We start from the raw sequence: 25,138 nt of genomic DNA, 5'->3' as shown, positions 1-25,138 counted from the left end.
ACGGACACGTAAGGTTAGCGGCCCTCCTGTGTGATCTTGGGCAGGGTCGGGTGTGCGAGGCCCGGACTGTCAAGGGGACATCCGGCCCGCGACGGTGTCGCCCCGCAGAATCGAAGCAACTGCCGCACGGATGCCGCAGGTTCACCCGCAGTTCACCCAGGCGCCCGGCTCCCGCACGTATGTACTCCTACGGTCACGCTGACACCAAGGGCATCCAAGGAGAGAGCAAAGTGCGAAAGCTGCTGCCGTTGATCGGAACGCCGTCCGATTCGCACCCTGGCGGCCGGTCCGCCATGACCTGTCGTTTCCGGTGTGGTGACGCCTGCTTCCACGAGGTGCCCAACACCAGCTCCAACGAGTACGTCGGTGATGTGATCGCGGGCGCCCTCAGCCGCCGGTCGATGATGCGGGCCGCGGCCGTGGTGACCGTGGGCGCCGCGGGGGCGGGGGCCGTGGGCTTCGGGCAGGCGCAGCCTGCTAACGCGGCACCGGCGCAAGGCCCCGCAGCCGACGCCGCCGCCACCGCCGCCCGGCGTAAACACAAGGGCGCGCGCGGGCTGCGCTTCGCGCCCGTCGCGCCCAACACCACCGACGCCGTGACCGTGCCGGACGGGTACCGGCAGAACGTCGTCATCCGCTGGGGTGAGCCCATCCTGCGCGGGGCGCCCGCCTTCGACCCGGAGAAGCAGACCGCCAAGGCGCAGGCCGGGCAGTTCGGGTACAACTGCGACTTTCTCGCCCTGCTGCCGCTGCCGGGTGAGCGGGGCAGGCAGCTGCTCGTCGCCAATCATGAGTACACCGACGAGATTCTGATGTTCCGGGGGTACGACTCCGCCCATCCCACCCGTGAGCAGGCCGAGATCGCCTGGGCCGCGCACGGGCTGTCCGCCGTGGTGGTGGAGGGGGACCGCAAGACGGGCAAGCTGACCCCCGTGTCCCGGCATCAGCTCAACCGGCGCGTCACCGTCACCACCGAGTTCCGGCTGACCGGGCCCGTCGCCGGGTCGAAGCTCGTGCGGACCTCCGCCGACCCGACCGGCACCAAGGTGTTCGGCACCCTCAACAACTGCTCGGGCGGTGTCACCCCGTGGGGCACGACCCTGCACGGCGAGGAGAACTTCAACCAGTACTTCGGCAACGCGAGCCGGGACACCGACAAGCGGTACGGCGTCGGGACCGGGGCCACCGACCGCAAGTGGGAGCGGTTCGACAAGCGGTTCGACGTCGCCCAGGAGCCGAACGAGGTGCACCGGTTCGGGTATGTCGTGGAGTTCGACCCGTACGACCCGGAGTCGACGCCCCGCAAGCACACCGCGCTCGGGCGGTTCAAGCACGAGGCCGCGACCGTGCGGCTCACGCGGGACGGGCGGCCCGTCGTGTACTCCGGTGACGACGAGCGGTTCGACTACTTCTACAAGTTCGTCGGCAGCAAGCGGATGCGCCACGGGTCCTCGCGTGCCGTGCGCGAGCACAACCTCTCGCTGCTCGACGAGGGGACGCTGTACGTCGCCAAGCTCACCGGCGACTCCCCCGCCATCGAGATCGACGGCACGGGCAAGCTCCCGAAGGACGGGGAGTTCGACGGGAGCGGGCAGTGGATCCCGCTAGCCACCGCCACCGCGAAGGGCGCCGTCTCGCACGTGGACGGGATGACCGCCGAGGAGGTGTTCGTCTTCACCCGGCTCGCCGGTGACAAGGTGGGCGCCACCAAGATGGACCGGCCCGAGGACATCGAGCCCAACCCGGTGACCGGCAAGGTGTACGTCGCCCTGACGAACAACACCAACCGCGGTGTCGGCTCCAACGCCAAGGCGGACGAGGCCAACCCGCGCCACGCCAACAAGCACGGTCACGTGCTGGAGCTCACCGAGCGCTGGAACCGGCCCGAGAGCACCAAGTTCGCCTGGTCGCTGTTCCTGGTCGCCGGTGACCCGGAGGACCCGGCGACCTACTTTGCCGGGTTCCCGAAGGACGGCGTCAGCCCGATCTCCTGCCCGGACAACGTCGCCTTCGACCCCTACGGCAACCTGTGGATGTCCACCGACGGCGCCCAGCTCGGCTCGCACGACGGCCTGTTCGGCGTGGCGACCCGGGGTGAGCGGCGCGGTGAGCTCAAGCAGTTCCTGACCGTGCCGAAGGGCGCCGAGACCTGCGGCCCGATCATCCAGGACCGGCGCGTGCTCGTCGCCGTGCAGCACCCGGGCGAGATCGACGGCGCGACCGTGGAGAAGCCCGCCAGCACCTGGCCCGACGGGCCCGGGAAGTACGTCCGTCCGGCGGTCGTGGCCGTGTGGCGCGCGGACGGCGGCGACATCGGCGTCTGACCCGGCACGCGGAGAGATCAGCGGAGAGATCAGGGGAGGGCCGGGCTCGGCGGTCTGCGAGGGCCGTCGGGTGCCGGCCGCCGTGAACCGAGCAGTCGCGCGGTGCCCTGAGGCGCTCGTTCCAGCCATTCCCGGTACGCCGGTGCCTGCCGCGCCACCTCCCCGTAGGCCTCCTCCAGCGCGGGGCAGACGCCGGCCAGGGCCGTCTCCGTACGGGCCGCGACGAGCAGCCGTACGCCGAGCGGGTCGCCTTTGAGGCGGCGTACCGCCATGTCGGGGCGGGGGGTGCGGGTCGGCTGGCACACGGTGACCACCTCGCCGGTCGCGACCAGGGCGTCGGCCGTGTGGTAGTCGCCGTGCAGCACGCGCGGGCTGACGTCGGCGGCGCGGAACATCCGCTGGACGGCGTCCCATTCGCCGTCGACCGTGGGGTCGATCATCCAGCGGTCGCCGGCCAGGTCGCGCAGGTCGACCTCGGGTTTCGAGGCCGCCGGATGGTCGACGGGCAGCGACACGAACTGCGGCTCGCGCTCGACCAGGACGCGCAGCCGGAGTTCCGGGGGGATGCGCAGCGGGCAGCCCTCCACCTCGTGCACGAAGGCGACGTCGAGCTGGCCGTCCAGGACCATGCGGAGCAGGGCGTTCGCGGAGACGTTCATATGGAGGGTGGGATTCTGGCCATGGGCGCGCAGGCGGCGCAGCCAGCCCGCCAGGGCCTTGCTGGCGGTGGAGCCGATACGGAGCTCGGTGCCGCCGCCCGCCGCCGCCCTCGCCTCGACCACCAGGAGCTGCATCTCGGCCAGCAGCGGACGGGCGCGGCTCAGGACCAGGCGGCCCAGCGGGGTGGGGCGGCAGCCGGTGTGGGCGCGCAGGAACAGCGGGCCGCCCAGCTCCTGCTCGATGCGGCGCAGTTGTGTGCTCAACGACGGCTGGGCGACGCCCAGGTGCCGGGCGGCGCGGTGCAGACTGCCGGTGTCGGCGATGGCGCACAGCGCGCGGAGGTGCCTCACCTCGAGCTCCATGCTCCGTGAGGCTAAAGCGGAATCGCGTTGCTAACCAGCCACATAATTCAGCGCTAAAGCATGTGAATTGGGCAGCCAATAGCTCCGTCCTATCGCTGGTTGCCATCATCACAGGCGACGCACAGGCGCCGAGACTCACCGGTGACGACTCAAACCCCCACCAAGGAGTCTCGATGCGAAAGTCCATGTCCACACTGGCGGTTCTAGGTCTCGGCCTCGCGACGGTCGGCTTCGGTACGGCCGCTCCCGCCGCGGCGGCCCCGGCCCCGGCGACCCCGGCCCCGGTAGCCGCGCCGCACGCCGGGTACGTCGCCAAGTCCGCCGAATCGGACGCCAGCAAGGCCTTCTTCCAGGCCGTCCTGGAGTCGGTCGCCGAGAAGCGTGCCGCGAGCCCGAGTGCCACCGCCGCCGTCACCGTCGTCTACGACGCGTCCCGCGCGCCCACGTTCAGCTCCCAGATAGCGCGCAGCACCCAGATATGGAACGGCGCGGTGTCGAACGTGAAGCTCCAGTCCGGCTCCGCGTCGTCCGCCGACTTCAGCTACAGAGAGGGGAATGACTCCCGGGGCTCCTACGCCTCGACCGACGGGCACGGCAACGGCTACATCTTCCTCGACTACCGGCAGAACCAGCAGTACAACTCCACGCGGGTCACCGCGCACGAGACCGGTCACGTCCTCGGTCTGCCCGACCACTACTCGGGTCCGTGCAGCGAGCTGATGTCCGGTGGCGGGCCCGGTACGTCCTGCACCAACGCCAACCCGAACGCCGCCGAGCGGGCCCGGGTGAACCAGCTGTGGGCCAACGGTCTCGCGGCGGCGATGGACAAGGCCCTGGACAAGGCCCTGGAGAAGTCCGGCCGTTAAGAGCCGCTCCCGGGCCGCCGGTGCAGCGTCAGGTCGGTGATCACCGACCGGTGGTCCGTGTCGGACAGCTTCAGTACGCGGGTGTCGCGGGCCGCGAAGTCCCGCGACACCAGCACATGGTCGATCTGGGCGCCGAGCGTCGGGGCGGTCCGGGCCGGCCAGGTGGCCGTGCGGTCGGCGCCGTCCAGGCGGGCGGCGTCGCGCAGGCCGGTGTCGAGGATGCGGCGGAAGACGGCGTGGTCCTGGGAGGCGTTGAAGTCGCCGGCCAGGACGAGCGGGGTGCCCCGGTCGGTGACGGCCGCGGCGCGCAGGGCGCCGAGTTCCCGCTTCCAGAGGTCGACCTGCCCGGGCAGCGGGGGCATGGGGTGGGCGAGCTGGAGCCGTACGGCGTTTCCGTCCACGTCGGCGACCGCCCCGGGCATGCCCATGGTGGCGGGGACCCCGTCGGTGGGCCGGAGCGGGAAGCGGCTGAGGATGACGGAGCCCTCGGAGCCGCCGCCCTCGACGGCGCTGCGGTGCGGATAGTCCTGGGAGAGGTCCTTCCGCAGCCGCTCGTCACACGCGTACTCGCACTCCTGTACGAAGATGATGTCCGGTTTCTCGCGGCGTACGGCGGCGATCAGGGAGCCGGTGCCCTGCCCGAACTCGACGTTCGAGGTCAGCACGCGCAGATCGGCGACCGGGCGGCCGGCGGGGTCGTCGACCTTGCCGTACGGCTCGATGAACCAGGCCAGCAGGCCGAGCACGGCCACTCCCCAGGCCGTTCCCAGCCACCAGCGGGAGCGCAGGGTGAGCAGCAGCGCCAGGCCGGTGGGCGCGAGCAGCCAGGGGAGGAAGGCGAGGAGCTGCGGGACGGGTGTGACGCCGTCGCTGTCGGCGGTGCGGAAGCCCACGACCACGCTCACCCCCGCGAGCAGCAGGAAGGCGAACCCCGCGCCGAATCGCCGCCCGGGCGGATCGTGTTCCGGCCCGTCGTCGGTGGCGGTCCGTTCGGCAGCGGCGGTGTTCAATGGCCGGCCTTCCGTTCGCGGGGTGGTTCGCCCGCATCCTCCCTCAAGGACGGGGTGGGGCGGGGGAAGGTTGCCGTGCGTCGACGCGGGCCAGGAGTTCCGCCAGTGCCTGGTCGAAGACGGCCGGGCGTTCCAGGTTCGGCATGTGGGCCGCGCCGTCGATGATGTGCAGCGCCGAGTCCGGCAGGGCCGTGTGCATGGCCAGGGCGTCGGAGACCGGGGTGAAGGTGTCGTCCGCTCCCACGACGACCAGGGCCGGGACGCGGACGCGGGTCAGCAGATCGTCGTAGCCGGGGCGGCGGGCGCGGGCGCGCAGGGCCGCCGCGGCGCCCTCGGGGGCGGTGGCGGTCATCATGCGGTGGACGTGGGCCTTGACCCCGTCGGAGGCGTAGGGGGCGACCATCCGCTCCAGGACCTCGTCGGCGTAGCCGCGCATGCCCTCCGCCAGGAGACGGTCCGCCATGGCGTCGCGAGTGCGGACGCCCTCGGGGGTCTCCGCCGACGGGAAGGTGTCCGCGAGGACCAGGCCGCTGACGCGCTCGGGGAACAGGCGGTAGCAGTCCATCGCGATCTGGCCGCCCATCGACAGGCCCGCGAGGACGAACGACTCCACCTTCAGCTCGTCCAGCAGGGCCTCGATGTCCCGGGCGAATCCGGAGAAGTCCGGGACGGCGGGCGCGTTCGGAGAGGCGCCGTAGCCGCGCAGGTCGGGGGCGATGACCCGGCGGTCCGCCGCGAACGTCTCGAGCTGCGGGGCCCACATCGAGCGGTCGAAGGGGTGGCCGTGGACGAGAACCAGGGGGACCTTGGGGACAAGCGGCTGCCGGTCGGTCTCGGGGCCTTTGTCCTCGTATGCGAGGAAGGGTGCCATGAGGACGACCCTAGGCCGCCCAACTACTCGGTACAATAAGATCTTTGCTCTCGGTGCAATCCAAGGGGGAGACCGACCGATGGGTGACTACCGGCGCATCGCCGACAGGATCGCCGACGACATCGCCACCGGACGGCTCCGGCCCGGTCAACGGCTGCCGCCGCAGCGGGCGTTCGCGCGGCGGCGCGGCATCGCCCCGTCGACGGCGGGCCGGGTCTACAGCGAACTCGTCCGGCGCGGGCTGGTCGTCGGCGAGGTCGGGCGCGGCACCTTCGTACGGGCCGGACCGACAGGACCGGCGGGGCAGGCGCTCGCCGAGCCCGGCCCGACCGGCACTCCGGTCAACCTGGAGCTCAACTACCCCAGCGCGCCCGGCCAGCCGGAGCTGCTCGCCCCAGTCCTCGCGCCCCTGCTGCGCCCCGACGTGCTGGCCGAGGCCCTGCTGCCGGCCGCCGCCACCGGCACCCCGCAGGCCCGTCAGGCCGCGGCCGCCCTCCTCACCACGCCCGGCTGGCGCCCCGCCCCGGACCGGCTGCTGTTCACCGGCAACGCCCGTCAGGCCATCGCCGCCGTCCTGGCCTCCCTGGTCCGGCCGGGCGGCCGGGTCGGGGTGGAGCAGCTGACGTATCCGCTGGTCAAGGAGATCGCGGCCCGGCTGGGCATCACCCTGGTGCCGCTGGCCGGTGACCGGGCCGGGCTGCTGCCGGAGGCCATCGCGGCCGCGCACCGCTCGGCGCCCCTGTCCGCCCTGTACGTGCAGCCGACGCTGCACAATCCGACGTCCCTGACGACGAGCCGGACGCGGCGGCTGCAACTCGCCCAGCTCATCCACCACTTGGACCTCCCGATCGTGGAGGACCGCATCTGGTCCTTCCTGCACGGCCCGGGGGAGCGGAACGGGGCCGGCGATCCCCTCGCCGCCCATGCCCCGGCCCTCGCCCATGTCGTCGACGGGCTCTCCAAGCGGGTCGCGCCCGGGCTCACCGTCGGGTTCCTCGTGGTGCCGCCGCAGCGGGTCGCCGCCGTCGCCGACGCCGTGCGGTCGGGCGGGTGGAGCGCGGCACGGTTCGCGCTGGAGGCGGCCGTGCGCTGGGCGTCGGAGGGGACGGTGGAGCGGCTGGTGGAGGCCAAGCGGGCGGACGCGGCGCGGCGGCAGCGGATCCTCGCCGAGGAACTCGCCGGCTTCGCCGTACGGTCCGATCCCCGCGCCTATTTCGCCTGGTGGGAACTGCCGTCCCCATGGCGCGCCGACACCTTCACGGCCGCCGCGGCCGCGCACGGCATCGCCGTCACGCCCGGCCCCGCCTTCGCCGTCTCCCCCGGCCACACGCCCGACGCCGTCAGGCTCGGGCTCGCGTCGGCTCCGGAGGGGGATCTGCGGCGGGCGCTGCGGACGCTCGGCTGCGTCGCCGCGCGGCGAGGGGGCGGTCGGTGAGCCGGGGGGTGAGTGCTGCCATGAGGCCGAGGGCGGGCAGTGGCCGGGACGCGGGTGCGGGGTGGTCGGGGGTGTCGTGGGCCGAGCTCCGCCGTCAGGCTCGGGCTCGCGTCGGCTCCGGAGGGGGATCTGCGGCGGGCGCTGCGGACGCTCGGCTGCGTCGCCGCGCGGCGAGGGGGCGGTCGGTGAGCCGGGGGGTGAGTGCTGCCGTGAGGCCGAGGGCGGGCAGTGGCCGGGACGCGGGTGCGGGGTGGTCGGGGGGTGTCGTGGGCCGGGCTCCGCCGTCAGGCTCGGGCTCGCGTCGGCTCCGGAGGGGGATCTGCGGCGGGCGCTGCGGACGCTCGGCTGCGTCGCCGCGCGGCGAGGCACCGGCCTGTGAGCCACGAGCCGAGCGCGACCGTCAGGCCGAGGGCGAGCAGCAGCCAGGACACGGTGCGCAGGGTGGTCGTCAGGGCGTCGTAGACCGCGCCCACGGCCGGGCGGTGGAGCGCGTCGGGCAGGTCGGCGAGGGTCAGGCGGCGGCCGATCGCGACGGCGAGGACCAGCAGAGCGCCGCCCAGGGCCGTGCCGAGGCCGAGGGCGGTGACCGCGCGGCGGCGGCAGGCGGCGACGGCGATCCCGGCGACGGCCAGCACGGCGGCGGTGAGCGGCAGCCAGAAGGCGGCGGTGTCCAGCACGTGGTATCCCCTGCGCAGTCGGTCCACGTCCCCGGCCGGGAGCACCGGGACCCGGGCGTGGGTGACCGGGATGCGGTGGGCGAACGACACGTGGTCGGCTTCGAGTTGGCGTTTGATCCGGGCGACGACCGGGGCGAGGTCGACGGTGACCGGGGCCGTCCGCTCCTCGTCGTCGCGCAGGGCGTGCAGCACGGCGGCGTGCACGGCCTGGTTCGCCGCGTCCCAGGCGGCGCGGAACGCCTCGGTGCGCGTGAAGGAGCGCGCCGCGTCGTGCACGAAGGGCCCGAGAGCGCCGTGCAGGGAGCCGGTGCCGAGGTCGTGCCCGGCCTCCCGCATGATGCCGTTCCCGACGGCGTCCGCGACCGCGAGCCGCACGTCCGGGTCGGCTGCGAGCGGCGCCATGGTGCGCACGTAGCGGCCGGTGTCGGTCAGCCCGTGCGCCGCCCAGGACGCGAGCGCCCCGAACGGCGTGAGCAGGCACGCGAGGGCCAGCAGAACGGCCGACAGGGCGTTCCGTGGTCGTGGGGGCGCCTTCTCGGGTACGGGCGCCCGGTCGCGCTCGGGCACCCTTCCAGGCAAGCCGCCCCGGGCCCGCCCCGCGCGCGGGGTGACTGCAATCGGCCGTACGGGCACACGCGCGGGACGGACCGGGCCCGGTCAGCCGATGCGGTGGCCCGTGGCGTCCTCGTGCGTGTAGTAGCGGTAGAACATGGTCAGCAGGACGCCCGCCCCGGCCGCCAGGCCCAGCCACATGGACCACAGCACGGACAGGTTGGACTGGCTGATGAGGAAGCCGGTCGCACTGCCCGTGAAGGCGAACCAGAGCGCCGCGTGCAGTTCGCGTCGCAGCTTCGGCCCGAGTTGCCACACGGCGGCGAACAGTACGGCGAACACGAGCGCGGTGACGAAGCCGAACAGCAGGTTCCAGCCCGTGATGGGCCCGCCGTAGCGCCGGTTGGCCGCGGCCCAGTAGCCGTAGACGAGCCCGAGGGCGATGGGCACCGCGATCTTCGCCATGGCGTGGGCGCGTGGGCTGAAGACATCGGGCGTGCGGTGGCGCAGGGCCACCTCGCGTGAGGCGGGTGCCGCATGAGCCATGAGAGTGCTCCTCTCTCCCTGCCCCTGCCTACCAGGGCACACCTGCGCGGGGCCGCTGGCAAGTCGGGGGCGAACCACCCGAAGGCGGACGTTTGCGGTCCTGACCGCCCCCTTTGCAGCCGCAGAGGTTACGGTGCTGCCGTACGTGATCGACCGGGGGAGGGGAAGAGATGCCCGGAACCGTGCTGCTGCTGGCGGCCTCGCCGCTCGGCAAGGGGCGCCTGGTGGACGCCGCCTCCGTGCTCCCCGTCCTCGCCGCCGTACCGCCCGCGGTGCTGTCCGGCACGGACACCGCGAACGTCGTCGAACTCGCCGACCCGCTGGAGCCGCAGGCCGTCCTCACCCGGCTGCGCGCCGCCGCCACGGCCCCCGGCCCGCTCACCGTCTACGTCACCGGACAGCTCCAGCTCGACCGCAAACAGCGCCTGCCGCATCTCGCGCTGGCCCGCACCACGGCCCCCACCGTGCGCTACACGGCCTTCCCCTGGCACTGGTTCCGGGAGGAGCTGCGCCTCAGACCCGCCGGGGCCACCACGCTCGTGCTCGACCTGCACGCGGACCCCGAGGCCTGGGAGCTGCTGCGGAGCACCCCCCTGGACTCGGGCCGGGGCACCGCCGTCCACGGGCGTATCGCACCACCGCCGTCCCGGCGCTCGGTGGCGGCACCGGCGTACATGAAGGCCGTGGCGACGATCCTGCGCAGCGGCTTCCGCCCGCCGCCGGAGCAGCTGCACCAGCAGGCGCTGGCCCGGATCGCGCAGGAGAGCGCCGGCCGGGACATCGTCATCAGCGCGCAGGGGCCGGTGTCCGGCGATCCGCACACCGCCATCACCGCCGCCGTCCAGTCCGGCCGCCACGGGGACGCGGACGCGCTCGCCGCCCGGCACGAGCAGGCCGCCGTGGCCGCGTACGGACCCGCCTCCGAAGAGGCCCTGCACTGGTCCGAGGTCCGGGCCGACCTGGCGATGTTCGCCGGGGACGCGGCCCGCAGCTGCCGCACCTGGCTGTCGGTGGCCACCGCCCGGCTGCACGCCGGGCAGGCGGTGGACGCGCCCGCCGTCGAGTCGGCCGTCGACCGGGCCCACCACCAGTGGGGACAGATAGCCGACTCCGCGCAGGCCCGTGACCTGGGGATCGCGCTCGCCGAGCTGCGGGGGCGGGTGCCCGGGCGGCGCGAAGGGGCGCTCGATCACGTCCAGCGTCAGCTCCGCCAGCTCCAGACCCAGGGCTGAGCACCCGTGCGCCGGGGGCGTGCGGCGTGAAGAGCGTGTGCGGGCTCTTGCGCGGTTTGCGTCAAAGGTCTGCCCCCGCGGCCTGACCCGGTGTCATGATGTCGCGTATGACAGAGGGGGACGAAGTGGCTGTCTTAGGCGTACGCGTCCGGCTGGGTGACGGCGCGACCGTGGACGATGTCAGAGCCTTGCGGGCATGGCTGGAGCGGGACGAGCCGCTGGAACGACTGCTGTCCGACGCGCAGTTGCGCATCGAGGAGCGGACCAGCACCGACGGGCCCAAGGGGCGGCTGGGACCCGACGTCGAGCTGGTCCTCCAACTGCTCGGTGACGTCGCGACGGTGGCGGCGCTGACCGACTACACCGCCCGCGCGGTGAAGACCTGGAAGAACAACCGCCGCAGGCTCCAGGGCGGCGAACCCGATTCGGAGATCCGCCCGCTGGGCTCCGACGGCGAGTAGCCCGGTGAGCCGCTTCGACCCGCGCGGCCGAGCGAACCGGGCGCTGCTCGTCGGCGTGTCCGAATACGACCACACGGCCCCCGACCCGCGGGGCGTGACCGGTCAGCTTCCCGCCGTGCGGCACAACCGGAAGACACTCGACGACGCCCTGCACCGGGGCGGGGTCTTCGGCGCGGGCGAGATCAGAGTGCTGGCCTCGCCGTCCCAGGAGGACTTCACCGCCGCGCTGCGCCATGCCGTGCGCGAGGCCGATGGCCTGCTGCTGCTCTACTTCGCCGGGCACGCCGTCGTGAACACGTCCGGCGGCGAGCTGCATCTGCAGATGCGCACCGCGCGGGTGGTCGCGGGCGAGCTGCCCGGGGCGGTGAGCTTCGCCCAGGTGCTGGGCGAGATCTGCGTCGCCGAGAGCCGCGCCGAGAAGGTGCTGGTGATCCTGGACTGCTGCTACGCGGGCCACGCCGCGGGGATCTGGCACCGTTTCGCCGACCCGGAGGGCAACAAGGAGAAGGTCCTCCTCCTGATGAGCGTCCAGCCCAACCGCTGCATCCTGGGCGGGGACGCCGACGTCGCGACGCCGTTCACCAGGGAGCTGGCCGAGGTGCTCGACGAGGGCGGGGAGGTGTGGCTCTCCGAGCTGTATCCCACGCTGAAGCAGCGGATGGACGAGGCGGGATACCGGGCGGAGGAGGACGACCCGCAGATACCGCAGGCACTGGCACCTCCCTGGGACCCGGACGCGGACGTCCTGCTGGCGGCGCGGCCGGTGCCTTCGCTCGCGCCTGAGGCTCCGCCGGTGCCGGTGCCTGACCCTGAGCCCGCGCCTCCGCCCGTGCCCGTCGGGGTTCCGGATCCGCCGCCGGTCCGCCCGCGCCGGTTGCGGCAGTTCACGCGGGCGGCGGCCGCCGCTGTCCGGGCCGTCGCCGAACGGCTCGGCCGGACCGCCCTGCTCACCGCCGTGCTGGCCCTGCTCGCCACCGGCGCCGGCGGCTACGGGATCTTCGCCGTCCTCGGCGACTCCGCGATCTGCGCGCCCTCCCTGGAGCTGCGCGTGCTGACCGACCCCGACCTGGAACCGGCGATGCAGGCCGCCGCGGACGCCTACTTCGTCTCGGGCGCGAACACCACGGACGACGGCTGCCGACGCGGCGGCGTCACCGTCTACAGCGCCGGTTCCGCCGCCGTGGTCAGCGCGCTGAGCGAGCGGACCGACGCCTGGCAGCAGCCGCGCGAGGACGACAACCCGCAGCGGGACATCGGCCCCCAGCCGGACGTGTGGATACCCGCGACCGGCGCCGACGTCGGCCGGGTCGCCGCCGCGCAGGAGGACCGGGTCTTCGCCCGACTGGAGCCGGACACCGAGCCGTTGGCCTACTCGCCGGTGGTGCTGGCCGTCCCGCGGGGCTTGGACCACACCCTCGGCAAGTCCACCGGGCGTTCGCTGTCGGAGCTCGTCGACGTCCTGGAGGGCGGGCCCGGCGCCGCCGAAGTGCACCGCCCCGACCCCGCCTTGACCGGCTCGGCGCTGCTGGCGACCGCGGGCCTGTACGGCGACGGGGACGACGCGCGCGGCGCCGAGCTGCGCATCACCCGGCCCGAGCGGCCCGAGCCCTCGGCCGTCAAGCTGCTGTGCAGCCTGCCCGACGACGACGCCGTGGACGACCGCGGCGCGGCCCTGGTCCCGGAGTTCCTGCTCAGAAGCGGGATCGGCTGCCGCCCGGCCACCCGCGTGCCGCGCACCGCCGCCTACCCCGACGACGTACCCGGACTGGAACCGACGTTCGTGCGGGTGCGCTGGGACCACGGCGACCTGGACGCCGACGCGCGCGACGAGGAGGCGGACCGCTTCCGCGCCTGGCTGACCGGTGCGGAGGGCCGGGAGGTGCTCGGCGAGCAGGGCTTCAGGTCCGCGAGCGGTGACCGCCCGCTGCTCGACACCGGGTCGGCGGTCCCCTCCGGCCTGACCGGCGGAGTCCGCCCGGCGGACTCCGCCGACGCGGCGGATCTGGACCGGGCACTGGAGGAGTACGGCGACGCGCACGGACCGGGCCGGGTCCTCTTCCTGCTCGACAGCTCCGGCTCGATGGCCGGTCTGTGGGACGGCCCCAGCGGCGGCCCCGGCATCCTGAAGCAGACCCTGCCCGGGCTCGGCGGGGAGGACGAGTACGGGGTGTGGGCCGTGCACGGCCTCACCGGCCGTACGCACACCGAGCTGGTGCCCTTCGGCACCCACTCCCGCAAGAAGGCTGAACAGGACCTCGACACCGGCAAGGTGCGGGACGCGGAGGCAGATCCGTCGGCCGCCCTGCTGGACGCCCTGGCGTTCATGCGGGAACGCGGCGCCGACGACGAGAGGCCGCGACTGATCGTGTATCTCACCGACGGCGAGGACGACACCCGCCTGACCGGCGACCGGCTGGAACAGGTGCTTGAGCGGGCCGGGTCCGCGGGCGTGCCCGTGGCGATGGTGACCCTGAACAGCGGCGCCTGCGACAGCGGGCGCCCCGCCACGCGCATCGCCGACGCCGGGCGGGGCCGCTGCCTGGACGCCCGGGACGACCTGGTCCCCGCCCTGCACGACGAGGTCGCCCGCATCGGAACGGGAGAGGAATGATGGCCCGCCGCCTGCCCGCCGCAGTGCTGTCCCTGCTGTCCACGCTGTCGCTGCTCGCCGTCGCCTCCTGCACCGGCGGCGGCGCCGGGGACGGCGGGGGACAGCAGCCGCAGGGCGCCGACGCCTCCACCCGGATCGTGGTGGCCAGCGGCCAGGACGTCACCGGCAAGAACGGCATACGCCAGCAGCTCATCGACGCCTGGAACGCCACGGAGGGCTCCCACGGCTACCGGGCCCGCCTCGTCGAACTGCCCGGCTCCGCCGACCAGCAGCGCAGCCAGCTCCTCGGCGCCCTCCAGTCGGGCAGCGCCGACTACGACGTGGTCAACCTCGACGTGACCTGGATCCCGGAGTTCGCCGAGTCCGGCATGATCCGCCCGCTGACGGACGCGGCCGTCAAGGCCCCCGAGGATCTCATCCCCTCCGTCAACAGCACGTCGTACTGGGACGGCAAGCGGTACGCGGTCCCCTTCAACAGCGACGCCGGCCTGCTGTACTACCGCAAGGACCATCTGCGGGACGCCAGTGCCTCCCGGACCGAGCTCAGCGACGGGGTCACCTGGCGCGAGCTGCGGGACCTGATCGACGCCGTCGCCCCCAGGGACGAGAAAGCGGGCTGGACCACCCAGCTCGCCCCGTACGAGGGCCGTACGGTCAACGCGATCGAGGCGTTCGCCTCGGCCGTACCGGACTTCGAGCTGACCGACCGCGACGGCACATACGTCGCGACCGAGCAGCAGCTCACGGCGGGCGTGGCCGAACTGCGTGAGCGCACGGCGAAGGCCTACACGCTCAAGGAGGCCTCCGAGTCCCGCGAGGCCGAGTCGCTGAGCGCCTTCGCGGAGGGCCGCACCACCTTCCTGCGGCACTGGCCGTACGTCTATCCCACCCTCTACGAGACCTTCAAGGGCAAGCTCGGTGTGACCCGGCTGCCCGGCAAGACCGTGCTCGGCGGCCAGAACCTCGCCGTCACCTCCTCCATGACCGGGCAGCGGGCCGCGAAGGCCGAGGAACTCATCGCGTTCCTGACCGACCCCGACAGCGAACGCTGCCTGCTGCGTGCCGGGTTCGCCGCGACCCGCACCTCCGCGTACCAGGAGTCCGCCCCCGACTGCCGCCACGCCCCCGCGTACGCGGAGACGCCCTGGGCGTCCCCCACCGGCGAGAGCACGGTCCGTACGCCCCCCGACCGCTTCTCCGACGGCACCAGCTACTCCCGCGACATCCTGTACCCGGCGCTCCGCGAGGCCGTCCGCCGCCCGGTGACGCCGCTGTACGGCGCGGTGAACCGCACCCTCATCACCGAACTCGACGCGCTGTACGACCCTCCGCGAGGCCCGGGGGAAGACCCGCCGAGTGACACGGAGATAGCGAAAAGCCTGGATGAGGCGCTGAGAGAATTCCTACCCGATTGACCCGTGTTCGTCCTGCGCCGCCTTCAGTTCACACTCGAACCAGACGGTCTTCCCGGGCCGGTCGGGCAGTGGATCCCACCCCCACCGGTCCGTGACCGCCTCGACGATCAGCACGCCGCGCCCGCCTTCCGCAAGTTCGGCGACTTCGTCCACAGCTGTGGACAACGGCGGGCGCGGGCAGGTGTCCGTCACCTCCACCCGCACCCCACGCCCGTCCGGCCGACGCGTCATCAGCACCGCGGCGCGCCGGTCGTCCGTGTGGCGTACGACGTTGGCGACGAGCTCGGTGAGCGCCAGACAGGCCGGGTCGCACAGCTCGCTCATCTCCCAGGCGACGAGATACACCCTGAGGATCCGGCGCAGATGCCGGGCGGAGTGCTCACCCAGCGTGAAGTCGGTGCCGTATCGGGAGCCCAGGAAGCCCGGGGAGCCAAGTCCTGGCCAGGGCTGGTGGGTTGCGTGATTCATGCCACCAGGGTGGAGTCGAGTGATTACGCTCGGCTACAGACCGAAATGAACGCCGTGCCGCGTTCAGACCTGGGGGTGACCTCCATGCCCAACATCCGCCGCCTCGACCCCACCGCCTCGCCGCTGGACTATTTCGGCTCCGAGCTCCGCCGCTACCGCGAGAGCGCGGGGCTGTCCCAGAAGGAACTGGGGGACTGCATCTTCTGCACGAATTCTCTCGTCGGCCAGATCGAAACGGCCCACAAGGTCCCGACCAGGGAGTTCGCGGAGCGTGCGGATGCGGCGCTGATGACGGACGGGAGCTTTTCGAGGCTCGTGGGGTTGGTGTTGCGCAGTCAGTTGCCTGCGTGGTTCCAACAGTTCGCGGAGTTGGAAGCGCGGGCGGAGTGCATCTCGACGTACCAGGCACAGATGATCTACGGACTTCTCCAGACGGAGGAGTACGCCCGTGCCGTGCTCGCGACAGGTATGCCGGACAAGCTCGATGAGTTGGTCGCCGCCCGCATGGAGCGCCAGCGCATCCTGGCTCGCGAAAAGCCGCCGATGGCCTGGGTGATCCTGGACGAGGCCGCCCTGCACCGGCCGATCGGCGGACGCGAGGTCATGCGTCGGCAACTCCAGCACCTGCTCAGCTTCGCCGACCGCCGTTGGGCGCGGATCCAGGTGCTGCCCTACGAGGCAGGGGAACACGCCAGCCTCATCGGGTCGTTCACCAGCCTGCGCTTCGACGACGACCCGGAGATCATCTACACCGAAGACCTCATCTCCGGCCACATGACGGCCAACCCTGACACTGTCAGGGAAGCCGCGTTCCGTTACGCTCACTTGCAGGCTGCAGCCCTCTCCGTAAAGGATTCGGCAGCACTGATCAACCGCGTGATGGAGGAGCGTTATGGGGATCAGCAAGGACCTGACCAACGCGCGGTGGCGTAAGTCGTCGTACAGCGGCAACACGGGCGGCGAGTGCATCGAGGTCGCTGCCCTCACCCTCGGCCTGGCCATGCGCGACTCCAAGAACCCCGAGGCCGGGATTCTCACCCTCTCTCCGGAGGCCTACTCCGCCTTCGTGACGTACGTCAGGGCCTGATGGAGCGCGACGCGCAGTGGCGTAGGTCGTCGTACAGCGGGAGCAGCGGCGGCGAATGCGTCGAGGTCGCCGACCTCGGGGTGCTCGGGGTCGGGGTGCGGGACTCCAAGAATCCCGGGGGCGGGGTCCTCACTGTTTCTTCGGAGGCCTACGTTGCCCTGAAGGACTGGGCGACGATGGCTGCCAAAGCGTAGTAGGCGTCCCGGAGTTCGTGGTCGAGTGCGCTGAGGTCGGCCTCTCCCGCGTTGGCCAGGTACGGGCTGTGGGGGATCGACACAATGGCCCGGCACAGCTGGCGAAGTTCGGTGGGCCGGTCGACGATGCCCGAGGGGTCGGGCGTCTGCCGCCTGTCGGGCATCCCCATCGACAGGACGATGATGCTCCGGGACAGCAGTTCCTTGTAGCCGAGTCCCAGCAGGCGGCTGAAGTACTCGTGCGCGCGCGGCATCGTCAGAGACCGCATGGACTCGGCCACGACGACCAGCTGATGCGCAGGGCCCAGGACGGCGTGCTTGTTCTCGTCGAGGTCCGGGGAGTGCGAGTCGGTGATCAGGATCTCGTACTCCTGCTGCAGCAGGTCGTAGACCCGCTGGACGTACGCCGGGTCCGGGGCGGGCAGGCCGATCAGGTCTGTCAGGACGTGCGCGCCCGCTCGCATCGTGGACAGGAAGGGTTCAAGCAGGCGGGTGTTCTGCTCAAGAAGGTCGGCGTTCTGGAATCGCCTGAGGGTCTGAGTGAGAGCCGTCATGCCCCGGCCCCGGTTCTCGTTCACCCGGAATCCGAGGGTGCCGACGCCGGGGTCGGCGTCCACCACGATGGTCCCGCCGTACCGCTCGGTGGCGAACACCGTGGCCAGCAGGGCGGCTGTGGTGCTCTTGCCGCTGGCTCCGGGCAGCCCGACGACGGCGATCCGGCGGCAGGTGCGGACCCGTGTGCGGATCAGTTCGGTCCTGGCCCGCGCGTCCATCGCGGCGACGAGCTTGCCGTCGTCCCCCTGCATGCCCAGCCGGGCGGCCAGGAGTTCCGCCAGTCGCCCCGCCGTCGGCCGGAATCCCCGGAGGGCGGAATGGCACGCTTCGATGAGTTCCCGGAGCTCACCGAGATCCTCGGGGGCGAAGGTGATCAGCCGCTCGAGAAGCGTCCCCAGCGCCGTGATGTCCCGGTCGATGCCGTGTTCCGAATCGTAGGAGGACCGGAACCAGTCCGTCAGGATCACGGTCCGGCCCAGGCACCGCACGGTTTCTTGGGTGAGGTCCCCGTGCGCCAGGCCCTCGCGGTGACTGGTGTCCACCGCCTCGCACAGGTTCCGGGCCAGTTCCAGGGCGGCATCCGGTTCGAGGTCTCCGCGCGCCAGGACCGTGGAGAGCGGCTCGGCCGGGATGCCGTCCGGTGAATGGGGAGGGGTCTCGGCGATCCAGGGCGGGTCGTCGTCGAGGCCGCTGGCGACCAGCCGGGGAGCGCACCCGCCGCCGATGCGCCGCAGAGCCAGTTCCTCGGCGCTCAGCCTCCTCACGAACTGCCCGTCTGCCGTGACGACGACGACCTCCGTACCGTCCGCGTCCCGCCCCAGGAACTTGCGGCACAGCCCGTCGTCGACTCCCCTGGCGTGCACCGTGTACGGCCCGATGCGCCACGGGTCGCCCGAGCGCAGCGGCCTCCAGACGCTCCCCATGCGCCGCTCCAGGCTGCCGACGCCGAAGCGGGCCGCCAGCCGGGGGCCGATGGCGGCGAAGGCCCGGGTCGAGGACGGGATGCGTTCGGTGCCCTCGGGATGGGCGAGCCAGGCCGGGAACTCGGGGGAGCGGCCCGCCAGGAGTTCCAGGCGGGCGCTCACGGTCCGCCCGGTCTCCACGACATCGGCCAGCGGCACGGCGTTGAGCAGGATGTTCCCGATGTCGCCGTCGAAGTCGAAGAGCTGGTGCTGCGGCGGCAGGGACTCGCCCGGCGGCCCGGGAAGCGGACGCAGCAGCCCGCCGAGGAACACCTCGGCGAGGTTCGCGGTGTCCGCCCAGGGGATGGCCGCCTGCACCAGCCGCATCACCGGAAGGGACAGCGGGGCGACACCGGCCAGGTGTGCCGCGAGCCGGTAGGCCTCCGGGGAGGCAGCCGCGTGGAAGCGCCGCAGCCGGGGCAGCCCCGTGTCCACGGGCCGGGCCCCCGACGACCCGGGAGCGGCCAGCAGGGGCAGCGTCGCGGACGAGGCCGGGGAAGCCACCAGCCGTACCCAGGCGGCGAGCGCTGCCGGCGCGGGCTCCAGCACCGGTACGGGGACCCCGCGGAAGGACACCATGTGCGGCGGCAGTACCGGGTCGGCCACGCCCCACTCGGTGTTGGCCGAGCCGCGCCGCTCGCTGGTCACCCGCCAGCGCTGGGAGCGCAGCCCCGAACCGCCCCACATGCGCGTCGGCAGCGCGTGCACCACGGCCGTCGGCCCACAACGCGCCCAGCCGTTCAGCGTGCTGTGCATACGCCCGTCGCGCCAGGCCCGGCCCACACCGTCGCTCACGAGCAGGACCAGGGTCCGGCCCGTGGGGTCGGCGATCAGGTCCGTCGGGATCCTGTTCGCCTCGGCCGAGAAGGGCCGTCCGCGCAGGTGGACTTCGTGGCCCCGGGTGTGCAGCCCGTAGGCGCGGATCATGCGGAACGCGCCCGCCCTGCGCAACAGGGCGTGCAGTTCGGTCGCGAGACGCTGCCACAGCAGCATGGACATGCCGTCGTCGACCACCAGGGCGAGGTCGAGCCAGCGCTCCGGAGCCGGCCGCAGCACCACATCGGGCAGCCCTGTCTCCGCCAGGGCGTGCACGGTGGCTTCCTCGTCGAAGTCGTAGCGCGAGGTGCTGGGGCGCGACTGCTTCAGGGGCCTGAGGACGCGTCCGATGAGCAGTTCGTCGACCAGTGCCTTGGCCTCGGGCACGCGCAGCGGCATCGCCCGCTTCTCATCGGCCTGGGGCATCGCGGCCGGCCTCGGCCTCTCCGGTTCGGGCACGGACGAGGCGGATTCCGGTTCCGGTCGCCGTTCCAGCCGTGGGGCGCCGTACAGTCCGGCCCTGCCTCCGGGGGACAGGTGAGGCCTGCGCCGGTCGGGAACGTCGAGGGTGGGGGGAGCGGCGACGCTGGGCGTGGCGTCCCGCTGGAGGGGCAGGGACTCGGGTGAGCCGGTCAGCTGCCGCGCCAGCCACAGGGTGTCGAGCAGTTCCTCCTGGGAGAGGGTGACCCCGCAGTCGGCGAGCAGGTCCAGTACGAGCCGGAGCCCGCACCCCGCACTGTCCTCGGGCATTCAGATGGTCCCGCCCAGCCGGTGCAGTACGGCGTCCAGGAGCCCGTCGGCGTCCAGGTCCACCCCGCCGGCGCGCAGGAACACCGCGTTGAGCAGCTGGTCCGTGGCGAGTCCGCCGCGCTGCTGGCGGCTCAGGAAGACCTGGAGCAGGTCCTCGACATCGGCTGCCGCGGTGTCGCCCAGGTGGGCCGAGACGATCTCCCGCAGGCGTCGGCTGTCGGGCGGCGGCAGTTCGAGCCGTACGCACCTGCGCAGGAACGCGGGCGGGAAGTCGCGTTCGCCGTTGCTGGTGATCACCACGACGGGGAACTCGTCGCACCTGACCCGCCCCCGGGTCACCGTGATCCGGGTGTCGGGGTCGGCGGACAGCACGTCGACGACGGACTGGTCCTCGGGGAGCCGGGCCAGTTCGGGGATCTCGTACTCGCCCTCCTCGAACACCGTCAGCAGGTCGTTGGGGAGGTCGACGTCGCCCTTGTCCAGTTCGTCGACGAGCAGGACACGCGGCTCTGTCCGGGGCACCAGCGCCGTGCCCAGGGGGCCGAGCCGGACGAAGGTGCCGATCGGCGGCTCCTCGCGTTCCCGGTCCCGGTTCAGGGCGGTCTCGCGCAGCCGGCCCACGGCGTCGTAGCGGTAGAGGGCCTCGCTCACGGTGGAGCGGCTGTTGACGGGCCAGTGCAGTACGTCCCCGAGTTGTAGTTCGTGCGCGATGGCCCGGGCCAGGGAGGACTTGCCGGTGCCGGGCTGGCCGGTGACGAGCAGGGGGCGGCGCAGGTGCAGGGCGGCGTTGACGACATCGGCGTCCTTGGCGGAGATGAGGTAAGGGGCCGCCCTCGTGCCGGAGCGCGGGCCGTCGCCGAAGCGGCGCCAGGGCGGAGCGGGCGGAAGACCGTCGATGCCCCGGGGTTCGCCGTCTCCCCGGAAGATCCGCCAGGGTGCGTCGGATGTCATGCGAGCTCCTCCGAGGGGTCGTCGAGGTAGAGGTCTTCGGGGGGAGGTCCGATGTCGTCGCACCAGGCCAGCACGGGCCGGCCGAGGTGGACGGCCGGTTCGTTGAAGGCGTCCCGGCGGTACTCGCGCACCACGTTCGGCAGCGCCGCCGGGGCGACGCGTGCGAGTCGGCTCACGGCCTGCGACCAGCCCTTCTCGCCCCGCCCGAACAGCACCACGGGCATGCCGGCCGCGAGGCAGTACTGAACGACCAGCTCGCGGAAGGCGGGCTCGACCTCGCCGATGACCGCCCCCACGGCGTTCATCTCGCCCGCCAGACGTCCGTAGACCTCGTCGAGACTGGTGACCGACGCGTCGATGCGCACCAGGACCCCTCGGTGCAGGCGCTTCTTCCGCTCCCGGAGGAACTCCGCGTCGCTGCCCTGCTCGACCAGCTCCGGACAGGTGAAGACCACGGGGAATTCCACGCCCAGGGCCCGATGGGTGTTGAGCGGGCCCGGAGCCTTCCACCAGTGCGGGTTCAGGTCCAGGTCGGCACGGTCCAGGAGCAGTTCCACGATGGGAAGGCTCCCGGTCCGCCACAGCACGGAGGCGGCGGTGAAGATCTTCCCGGCCGTCTCGGCGGTGTCGCGGGCCTGCCGCTCGTCGATGCGGACGCGCTGCCATGTGGTGGTCTCGCGGCGCCACATCCGCAGGGTGAAACGGCAGTTGTCCCCCTCGCCGTCGACCCTTCGCACGCGTACCAGCAGCCGCGGTGCGTTCTGTTGCCGCGCCCGCAGCCGGCGGGTCAGTTCCCTGGCGTGCGCCAGCCGCTCGTCGAGCGCGGCCTGGTGCCCCTGGGTCCGCCGGACGACCTTGGTGCTCCATCCGACCAGTGCGTCCGCGTGCGGGGCGGGTGCCACGGCTGCCACATGGAGGACGAGGCAGACCAGGGCGGGGAGCAGCGGGCTGTGGGACCGTTCGGTCGCGGGGGCGCGGCGGTTGCGCTCCAACTGGTCGAGCAGCGCCGCCAGCGGGGCCTCGACGGTGTCCGCGTCCAGCCAGTCGGCATCGGTCTGCAGGGGGTCGGGCAGGTCGATGTCGGGGAGGGCGTCGAGGACGAGCGCGGGGACCGTGGCGACGATGTGGTGGGGCAGGGACGCCAGCAGCGCGTCCAGGCGCCCGCGTTCGGCGTGGGTGAGCAGCGCGCACTGCGGGATCCGGGCGCCCACCTCCAGCAGTTCGGCGACGGCGCCGGGTTTCGCGGACAGCACCTGCGTGAGTTCTGCCAGGGCACGAGGATGGGTGAGCAGGACGCGCGCGAACTCCTCCACGGAGGGCGCGGATCGGTCACGCGGATGGCCCAGACCGCACTTCTTCGCCACCACGCGTCCGGACCTGGCCAGCTCCTTGGCGCTGTCCACCTTCCGGTTCAGGATGTCCGCTAGGTCGAAGGCCTCGCTGGAGGTGTCGGGTTCGTCCGTGTCGTGCGGGGTGTCGAGCAGGTGCGCGGCGCCCGCGGAGGCGAGTTCCTCGCGGACGCGCTGGGTGGGCAGGAACCAGCTGCGGCGGCGGACCTGATCGGGATGGTGGGCCCGTGCCTCGTCGCCCTTGACCTTCCCCACGACCATGCCGACGACGGCCCGGTCCTCGTCGCACCAGACCGGGCCGCCGCTGTAGCCGTGCTGGATGGTCGCTCCGGTGTCGCCGCCGTCCACGACGGCGTACGTGAACTCCGCTTCGACGGCCACCACCTTGCACCGGGCCAGGGAGAACTCGGCCGGCCCTGCCGGATGCCAGGCGCAGACGGGCAGCCCCTCACTGACCGGCCGCCACGGGGGCGGTACGAGGTTCGGCGGCACGCCGTCCGGCAGTTCGAGTACGGCCAGATCGCCCTTCCAGCGCAGCTCTGTCCGTTCACGGACGGGTATCCAGACCTTGACCCGGGCGTTCTGCCAGTGTCCGCCGACGCGCACGCGCAGGACGGTCTCCTTGCCGGGGTGGGCCGCGTCGTACTCGTTCTCCCGGCCCAGGGCCAGGTTGACGACATGCGCGGCGGTCAGGACACGGCTGCCGGGCAGCAGGACGCCGGCGCCGACGCACTTTCTGCCCCCGGAGGGCGGGAACACGGACACGGTCGCCGGGCGGGACGGGCCCGGCGGGGAGAACCACGGCAAAGGGGGCGCCCTAGACGACGGTGCCCTGGCCGGCCGCGGCCGTCACGACGGGATCGGGGACGGGCCGCCACGTCGCCGAGACCTTGAGGCTGCTCGCGCTGTTGACGCCCACGATGCCGAGCTTCAGGTCCTGCCCGAGCTGCAGGCCGAACTCGACGCTGAACTCCTGGGGCGGGGCGTCCACCGAGGTGACGGTGGCGTGGACCTCCCGCAGCAGCGGGCCGAGCGGGCTCAGCACACCGCGCACGGTCCCGCCGACGAGGACACGCGCGGCATCACGCAGTCGGCCGACCGGCTCCGAACCCTGGATGCCGTCCGGCAGTTCCTCGTGCTCCTCGTACTCCCCCTGGCCGGACTCCTGGCCTGCGGCCTGCGGTCCCCCGACCGGCGACAGCTCGAGACGTATCACCGTGCTGTCGTCCAGCAACAACTCCGCGTACTGAGTCATGGGTCACAGTGTGCCCACGCGGACGGGTCAAGATGCCGGTTTCGAAGAGCCTGACCGGTGTTCGAATTGCGCGGACGGCGGCTCCGCCGCTCTCGCCGGCCCCGCGTTCGCCGCGAGCAGCAGTGTCGCGACGGCGACGACGGCCGCGGTGAGACCTCTGGCGTATCGCTCGGCGGTGCGGGTGCGGCTCAGCACGGCGACCTCGCAAGGGGGCGGGGGCTTGGGCGGCGGCAGGGTGTTAAGCGTGTTCAACAATTCGGCTTAACACTCCGTTTAACCTAGGGGCTGTTCCGGGCGAACGGCAAGAGGGGCAGGGGGAGTTGGCGTGGGGGAGCGTGATGATCCGGGGACGATCGGACGCCGGGTGCAGCGGTTGCGTGTGGAACGCGGACTGACGCAGCGGCAATTGGCGGAACCTGTGTACACACCGGCCTATATCTCCACGCTGGAATCGGGCCGGGTGCGGCCCTCCGACGAGGCTCTGCGGCATCTCTCCGATCGGCTCGGTGTCGCCTTCGACGAGCTGGCCACCGGGCGTTCGGCGCGGCTGGTGACCGAGCTGCGGCTGAGGCTGACGGAGGCGCAGCGCACGCTCGCCGTCGGGGAGGCCGAGGCGGCGGCGGAGCAGTACGCCGAGCTGCTCGTCGAGGCCGAGACGCATGGGCTGGCCGCGGAACAGGCCGCCGCGCTGCTCGGGCTCGGCGAGTGCGCGGTGGAGACGGGCGAGCTGGTGGCGGGGCGGGAGTACTTCGAGCGGGCCGAGGCGTGTCTGGCCGGGGCGCCGCTGCCCGCCCGGGTCCCGGCCCTGCGCGGCCGGGCGGTGGCGCACTATCTCGCCGGTGAGTTGCGGTACGCCGTCTACCTGCTGGAATCCGCCCTCGACGAGCTGAACCGCGGCGGCCTGCACGACCCCGACGCGCTGCTGCTGCTCTACGCCAGCGTCATCGGGCCGTACATGGACATGGGCGCGCACGCCCGCGCCGCCCAGGCGGCCGAGTTCGCGCTCGCCCTCGCCCCGCAGTCCGGCGATCCGGCCCTGGTCGCCCGGATGCACCGGTCCGTCGCCCGCACCCTGGTCGCCGAGGGCCGTCTCGCCGAGGCCGACGCCTCGCTGGCGAAGGCCGCCGAGCTGTACCGCGGCCTGCAGATCCGCACCGAGCTCGCCAACTGCCACTGGATGCGCGGCTACGTGTACGCCCAGGACGGTCAACTGGAGCGCGCGGAAGCCGAGTTGAGGAAGGCCCTCGGCATGCTGACGGCCAAGCGCGCCGCCCTCTACAGCAGCCAGGTCGCCGTGGAACTGGCCGACGTACTCCACCGGCGCGACAAGTCCGACGAGGCCGCCGCCCTGCTGCACGGCGTCCTCGACGATCTCTCCCCCGAGCGCGGCGCCGTCCACTCCGCCGCCGCCCACCGCCTCCTCGGCATCATCGCCGAGGACGCCCGCCGCACCGAGGACGCCGAAGAGCACTACGTCCGCGCCCTGAGCCTCCTGGAACGAGCGGGCGCGGCCGGCGACCTGGCCGACCTGTGCCGACTCCTGGGCGACCTGCTGCGGCGGACCGGCCGGGTGGAGGCGGCCCTGGACGCCTATCGGACCGGTCTGGGACACCGTACGGCCCCCGGCACGACCACCCTCGGGCCGGCGCCCGCACAGCCTCCTCTGTGAGGAAACAGGGGCTTCGCACAGTCGTGCGGGTTAGCCTCCCTCCCGGGATGTGAGCGACGG

Annotated in this window: 21 protein-coding genes; 11 read left to right on the top strand and 10 right to left on the bottom strand. The window is 72.6% G+C overall.

What is annotated here, in order from left to right:
* Window positions 1-230: 230 nt before the first annotated feature.
* Window positions 231-2,324, top strand: coding sequence for a PhoX family protein (locus KJK29_RS18160; RefSeq protein ID WP_215120208.1), 2,094 nt, complete (start codon window positions 231-233; stop codon window positions 2,322-2,324).
* A gap of 29 nt (window positions 2,325-2,353) precedes the next feature.
* On the opposite strand, the gene KJK29_RS18155 is transcribed toward KJK29_RS18160, so the two are convergent.
* Window positions 2,354-3,346 (bottom strand): LysR family transcriptional regulator, encoded by a 993-nt coding sequence (locus KJK29_RS18155; protein WP_215120207.1) that lies wholly within the window; start codon window positions 3,344-3,346, stop codon window positions 2,354-2,356.
* Between the two features lie 173 nt (window positions 3,347-3,519).
* Between KJK29_RS18155 and snpA the strand changes: the two genes are divergently transcribed.
* Entirely contained in the window at window positions 3,520-4,212 is a 693-nt protein-coding gene (gene snpA, locus KJK29_RS18150; RefSeq protein WP_215120206.1) for a snapalysin, read from the top strand.
* Here snpA and KJK29_RS18145 read toward each other — a convergent pair.
* Window positions 4,209-5,222 (bottom strand): endonuclease/exonuclease/phosphatase family protein, encoded by a 1,014-nt coding sequence (locus KJK29_RS18145; RefSeq protein WP_215120205.1) that lies wholly within the window; start codon window positions 5,220-5,222, stop codon window positions 4,209-4,211. The genes snpA and KJK29_RS18145 overlap by 4 nt on opposite strands.
* Window positions 5,223-5,265: 43 nt before the next feature.
* Entirely contained in the window at window positions 5,266-6,093 is an 828-nt protein-coding gene (locus KJK29_RS18140; protein ID WP_215120204.1) for an alpha/beta fold hydrolase, read from the bottom strand.
* Window positions 6,094-6,172: 79 nt separating this feature from the next.
* On the opposite strand from KJK29_RS18140, the gene KJK29_RS18135 reads away from it, so the two are divergent.
* Window positions 6,173-7,528 carry an aminotransferase-like domain-containing protein gene (locus tag KJK29_RS18135; protein ID WP_215120203.1) on the top strand — a complete coding sequence of 452 codons (1,356 nt, stop codon included), beginning with the start codon at window positions 6,173-6,175 and terminating at the stop codon, window positions 7,526-7,528.
* Between the two features lie 284 nt (window positions 7,529-7,812).
* Here KJK29_RS18135 and KJK29_RS18130 read toward each other — a convergent pair whose 3' ends face one another.
* Window positions 7,813-8,772: a hypothetical protein gene (locus KJK29_RS18130; protein WP_251057856.1), complete on the bottom strand. Its 960-nt coding sequence runs from the start codon at window positions 8,770-8,772 to the stop codon at window positions 7,813-7,815.
* Window positions 8,773-8,862: 90 nt separating this feature from the next.
* Window positions 8,863-9,303 (bottom strand): hypothetical protein, encoded by a 441-nt coding sequence (locus KJK29_RS18125; RefSeq protein ID WP_215120202.1) that lies wholly within the window; start codon window positions 9,301-9,303, stop codon window positions 8,863-8,865.
* Between the two features lie 170 nt (window positions 9,304-9,473).
* Between KJK29_RS18125 and KJK29_RS18120 the strand changes: the two genes are divergently transcribed.
* From KJK29_RS18120 to KJK29_RS18105, 4 genes are all read left to right on the top strand, one after another.
* On the top strand, window positions 9,474-10,535 hold the full coding sequence (locus KJK29_RS18120) for a hypothetical protein (protein WP_215120201.1): 1,062 nt from the start codon (window positions 9,474-9,476) through the stop codon (window positions 10,533-10,535).
* A 107-nt stretch (window positions 10,536-10,642) separates the two neighbouring features.
* The gene (locus KJK29_RS18115; RefSeq protein ID WP_251057855.1) at window positions 10,643-10,996 is read left to right on the top strand and encodes a hypothetical protein; all 354 of its coding nucleotides are present in this window, start codon (window positions 10,643-10,645) and stop codon (window positions 10,994-10,996) included.
* Window positions 10,997-11,000: 4 nt separating this feature from the next.
* On the top strand, window positions 11,001-13,607 hold the full coding sequence (locus tag KJK29_RS18110; protein WP_215120199.1) for a vWA domain-containing protein: 2,607 nt from the start codon (window positions 11,001-11,003) through the stop codon (window positions 13,605-13,607).
* Entirely contained in the window at window positions 13,607-15,022 is a 1,416-nt protein-coding gene (locus tag KJK29_RS18105) for an extracellular solute-binding protein (protein WP_215124337.1), read from the top strand. The genes KJK29_RS18110 and KJK29_RS18105 overlap by 1 nt, the downstream gene beginning before the upstream one ends.
* Here KJK29_RS18105 and KJK29_RS18100 read toward each other — a convergent pair.
* The gene (locus KJK29_RS18100; protein WP_215120198.1) at window positions 15,011-15,490 is read right to left on the bottom strand and encodes an ATP-binding protein; all 480 of its coding nucleotides are present in this window, start codon (window positions 15,488-15,490) and stop codon (window positions 15,011-15,013) included. The genes KJK29_RS18105 and KJK29_RS18100 overlap by 12 nt on opposite strands.
* A gap of 84 nt (window positions 15,491-15,574) precedes the next feature.
* On the opposite strand from KJK29_RS18100, the gene KJK29_RS18095 reads away from it, so the two are divergent.
* The 3 genes from KJK29_RS18095 to KJK29_RS18085 are packed head-to-tail and all read left to right on the top strand — an operon-like array spanning window position 15,575 to window position 16,771.
* A complete protein-coding gene (locus KJK29_RS18095) occupies window positions 15,575-16,423 on the top strand; it encodes a helix-turn-helix domain-containing protein (protein WP_215120197.1) in 849 nt (282 codons plus the stop codon).
* Complete coding sequence (locus KJK29_RS18090) at window positions 16,383-16,577, top strand: DUF397 domain-containing protein (RefSeq protein ID WP_215120196.1); 195 nt, start codon at window positions 16,383-16,385, stop codon at window positions 16,575-16,577. The genes KJK29_RS18095 and KJK29_RS18090 overlap by 41 nt, the downstream gene beginning before the upstream one ends.
* A complete protein-coding gene (locus tag KJK29_RS18085) occupies window positions 16,577-16,771 on the top strand; it encodes a DUF397 domain-containing protein (RefSeq protein WP_215120195.1) in 195 nt (64 codons plus the stop codon). Before KJK29_RS18090 ends, KJK29_RS18085 begins: the two co-directional genes overlap by 1 nt.
* Here the strand turns inward: KJK29_RS18085 and KJK29_RS18080 are convergent.
* Genes KJK29_RS18080 through KJK29_RS18065 form a run of 4 tightly spaced genes read right to left on the bottom strand, consistent with a single transcriptional unit; the run spans window position 16,726 to window position 23,409 of the window.
* Entirely contained in the window at window positions 16,726-19,854 is a 3,129-nt protein-coding gene (locus tag KJK29_RS18080; RefSeq protein ID WP_215120194.1) for an SAV_2336 N-terminal domain-related protein, read from the bottom strand. The genes KJK29_RS18085 and KJK29_RS18080 overlap by 46 nt on opposite strands.
* Window positions 19,855-20,805 (bottom strand): AAA family ATPase, encoded by a 951-nt coding sequence (locus KJK29_RS18075; protein WP_215120193.1) that lies wholly within the window; start codon window positions 20,803-20,805, stop codon window positions 19,855-19,857.
* Complete coding sequence (locus KJK29_RS18070) at window positions 20,802-22,961, bottom strand: VMAP-C domain-containing protein (protein ID WP_215120192.1); 2,160 nt, start codon at window positions 22,959-22,961, stop codon at window positions 20,802-20,804. Before KJK29_RS18070 ends, KJK29_RS18075 begins: the two co-directional genes overlap by 4 nt.
* Before the next feature lie 10 nt (window positions 22,962-22,971).
* On the bottom strand, window positions 22,972-23,409 hold the full coding sequence (locus KJK29_RS18065) for a CU044_2847 family protein (RefSeq protein WP_215120191.1): 438 nt from the start codon (window positions 23,407-23,409) through the stop codon (window positions 22,972-22,974).
* Window positions 23,410-23,734: 325 nt separating this feature from the next.
* Between KJK29_RS18065 and KJK29_RS18060 the strand changes: the two genes are divergently transcribed.
* On the top strand, window positions 23,735-25,078 hold the full coding sequence (locus KJK29_RS18060; protein WP_215120190.1) for a helix-turn-helix domain-containing protein: 1,344 nt from the start codon (window positions 23,735-23,737) through the stop codon (window positions 25,076-25,078).
* Window positions 25,079-25,138 lie beyond the last annotated feature (60 nt).

Origin of the sequence: Streptomyces koelreuteriae (assembly GCF_018604545.1) — a bacterium.
GTDB classification, from domain to species: Bacteria; Actinomycetota; Actinomycetes; order Streptomycetales; family Streptomycetaceae; genus Streptomyces; species Streptomyces koelreuteriae.
Note: the sequence above shows the minus strand (reverse complement) of the source record. Positions and strands in the feature narration are given on the sequence as shown.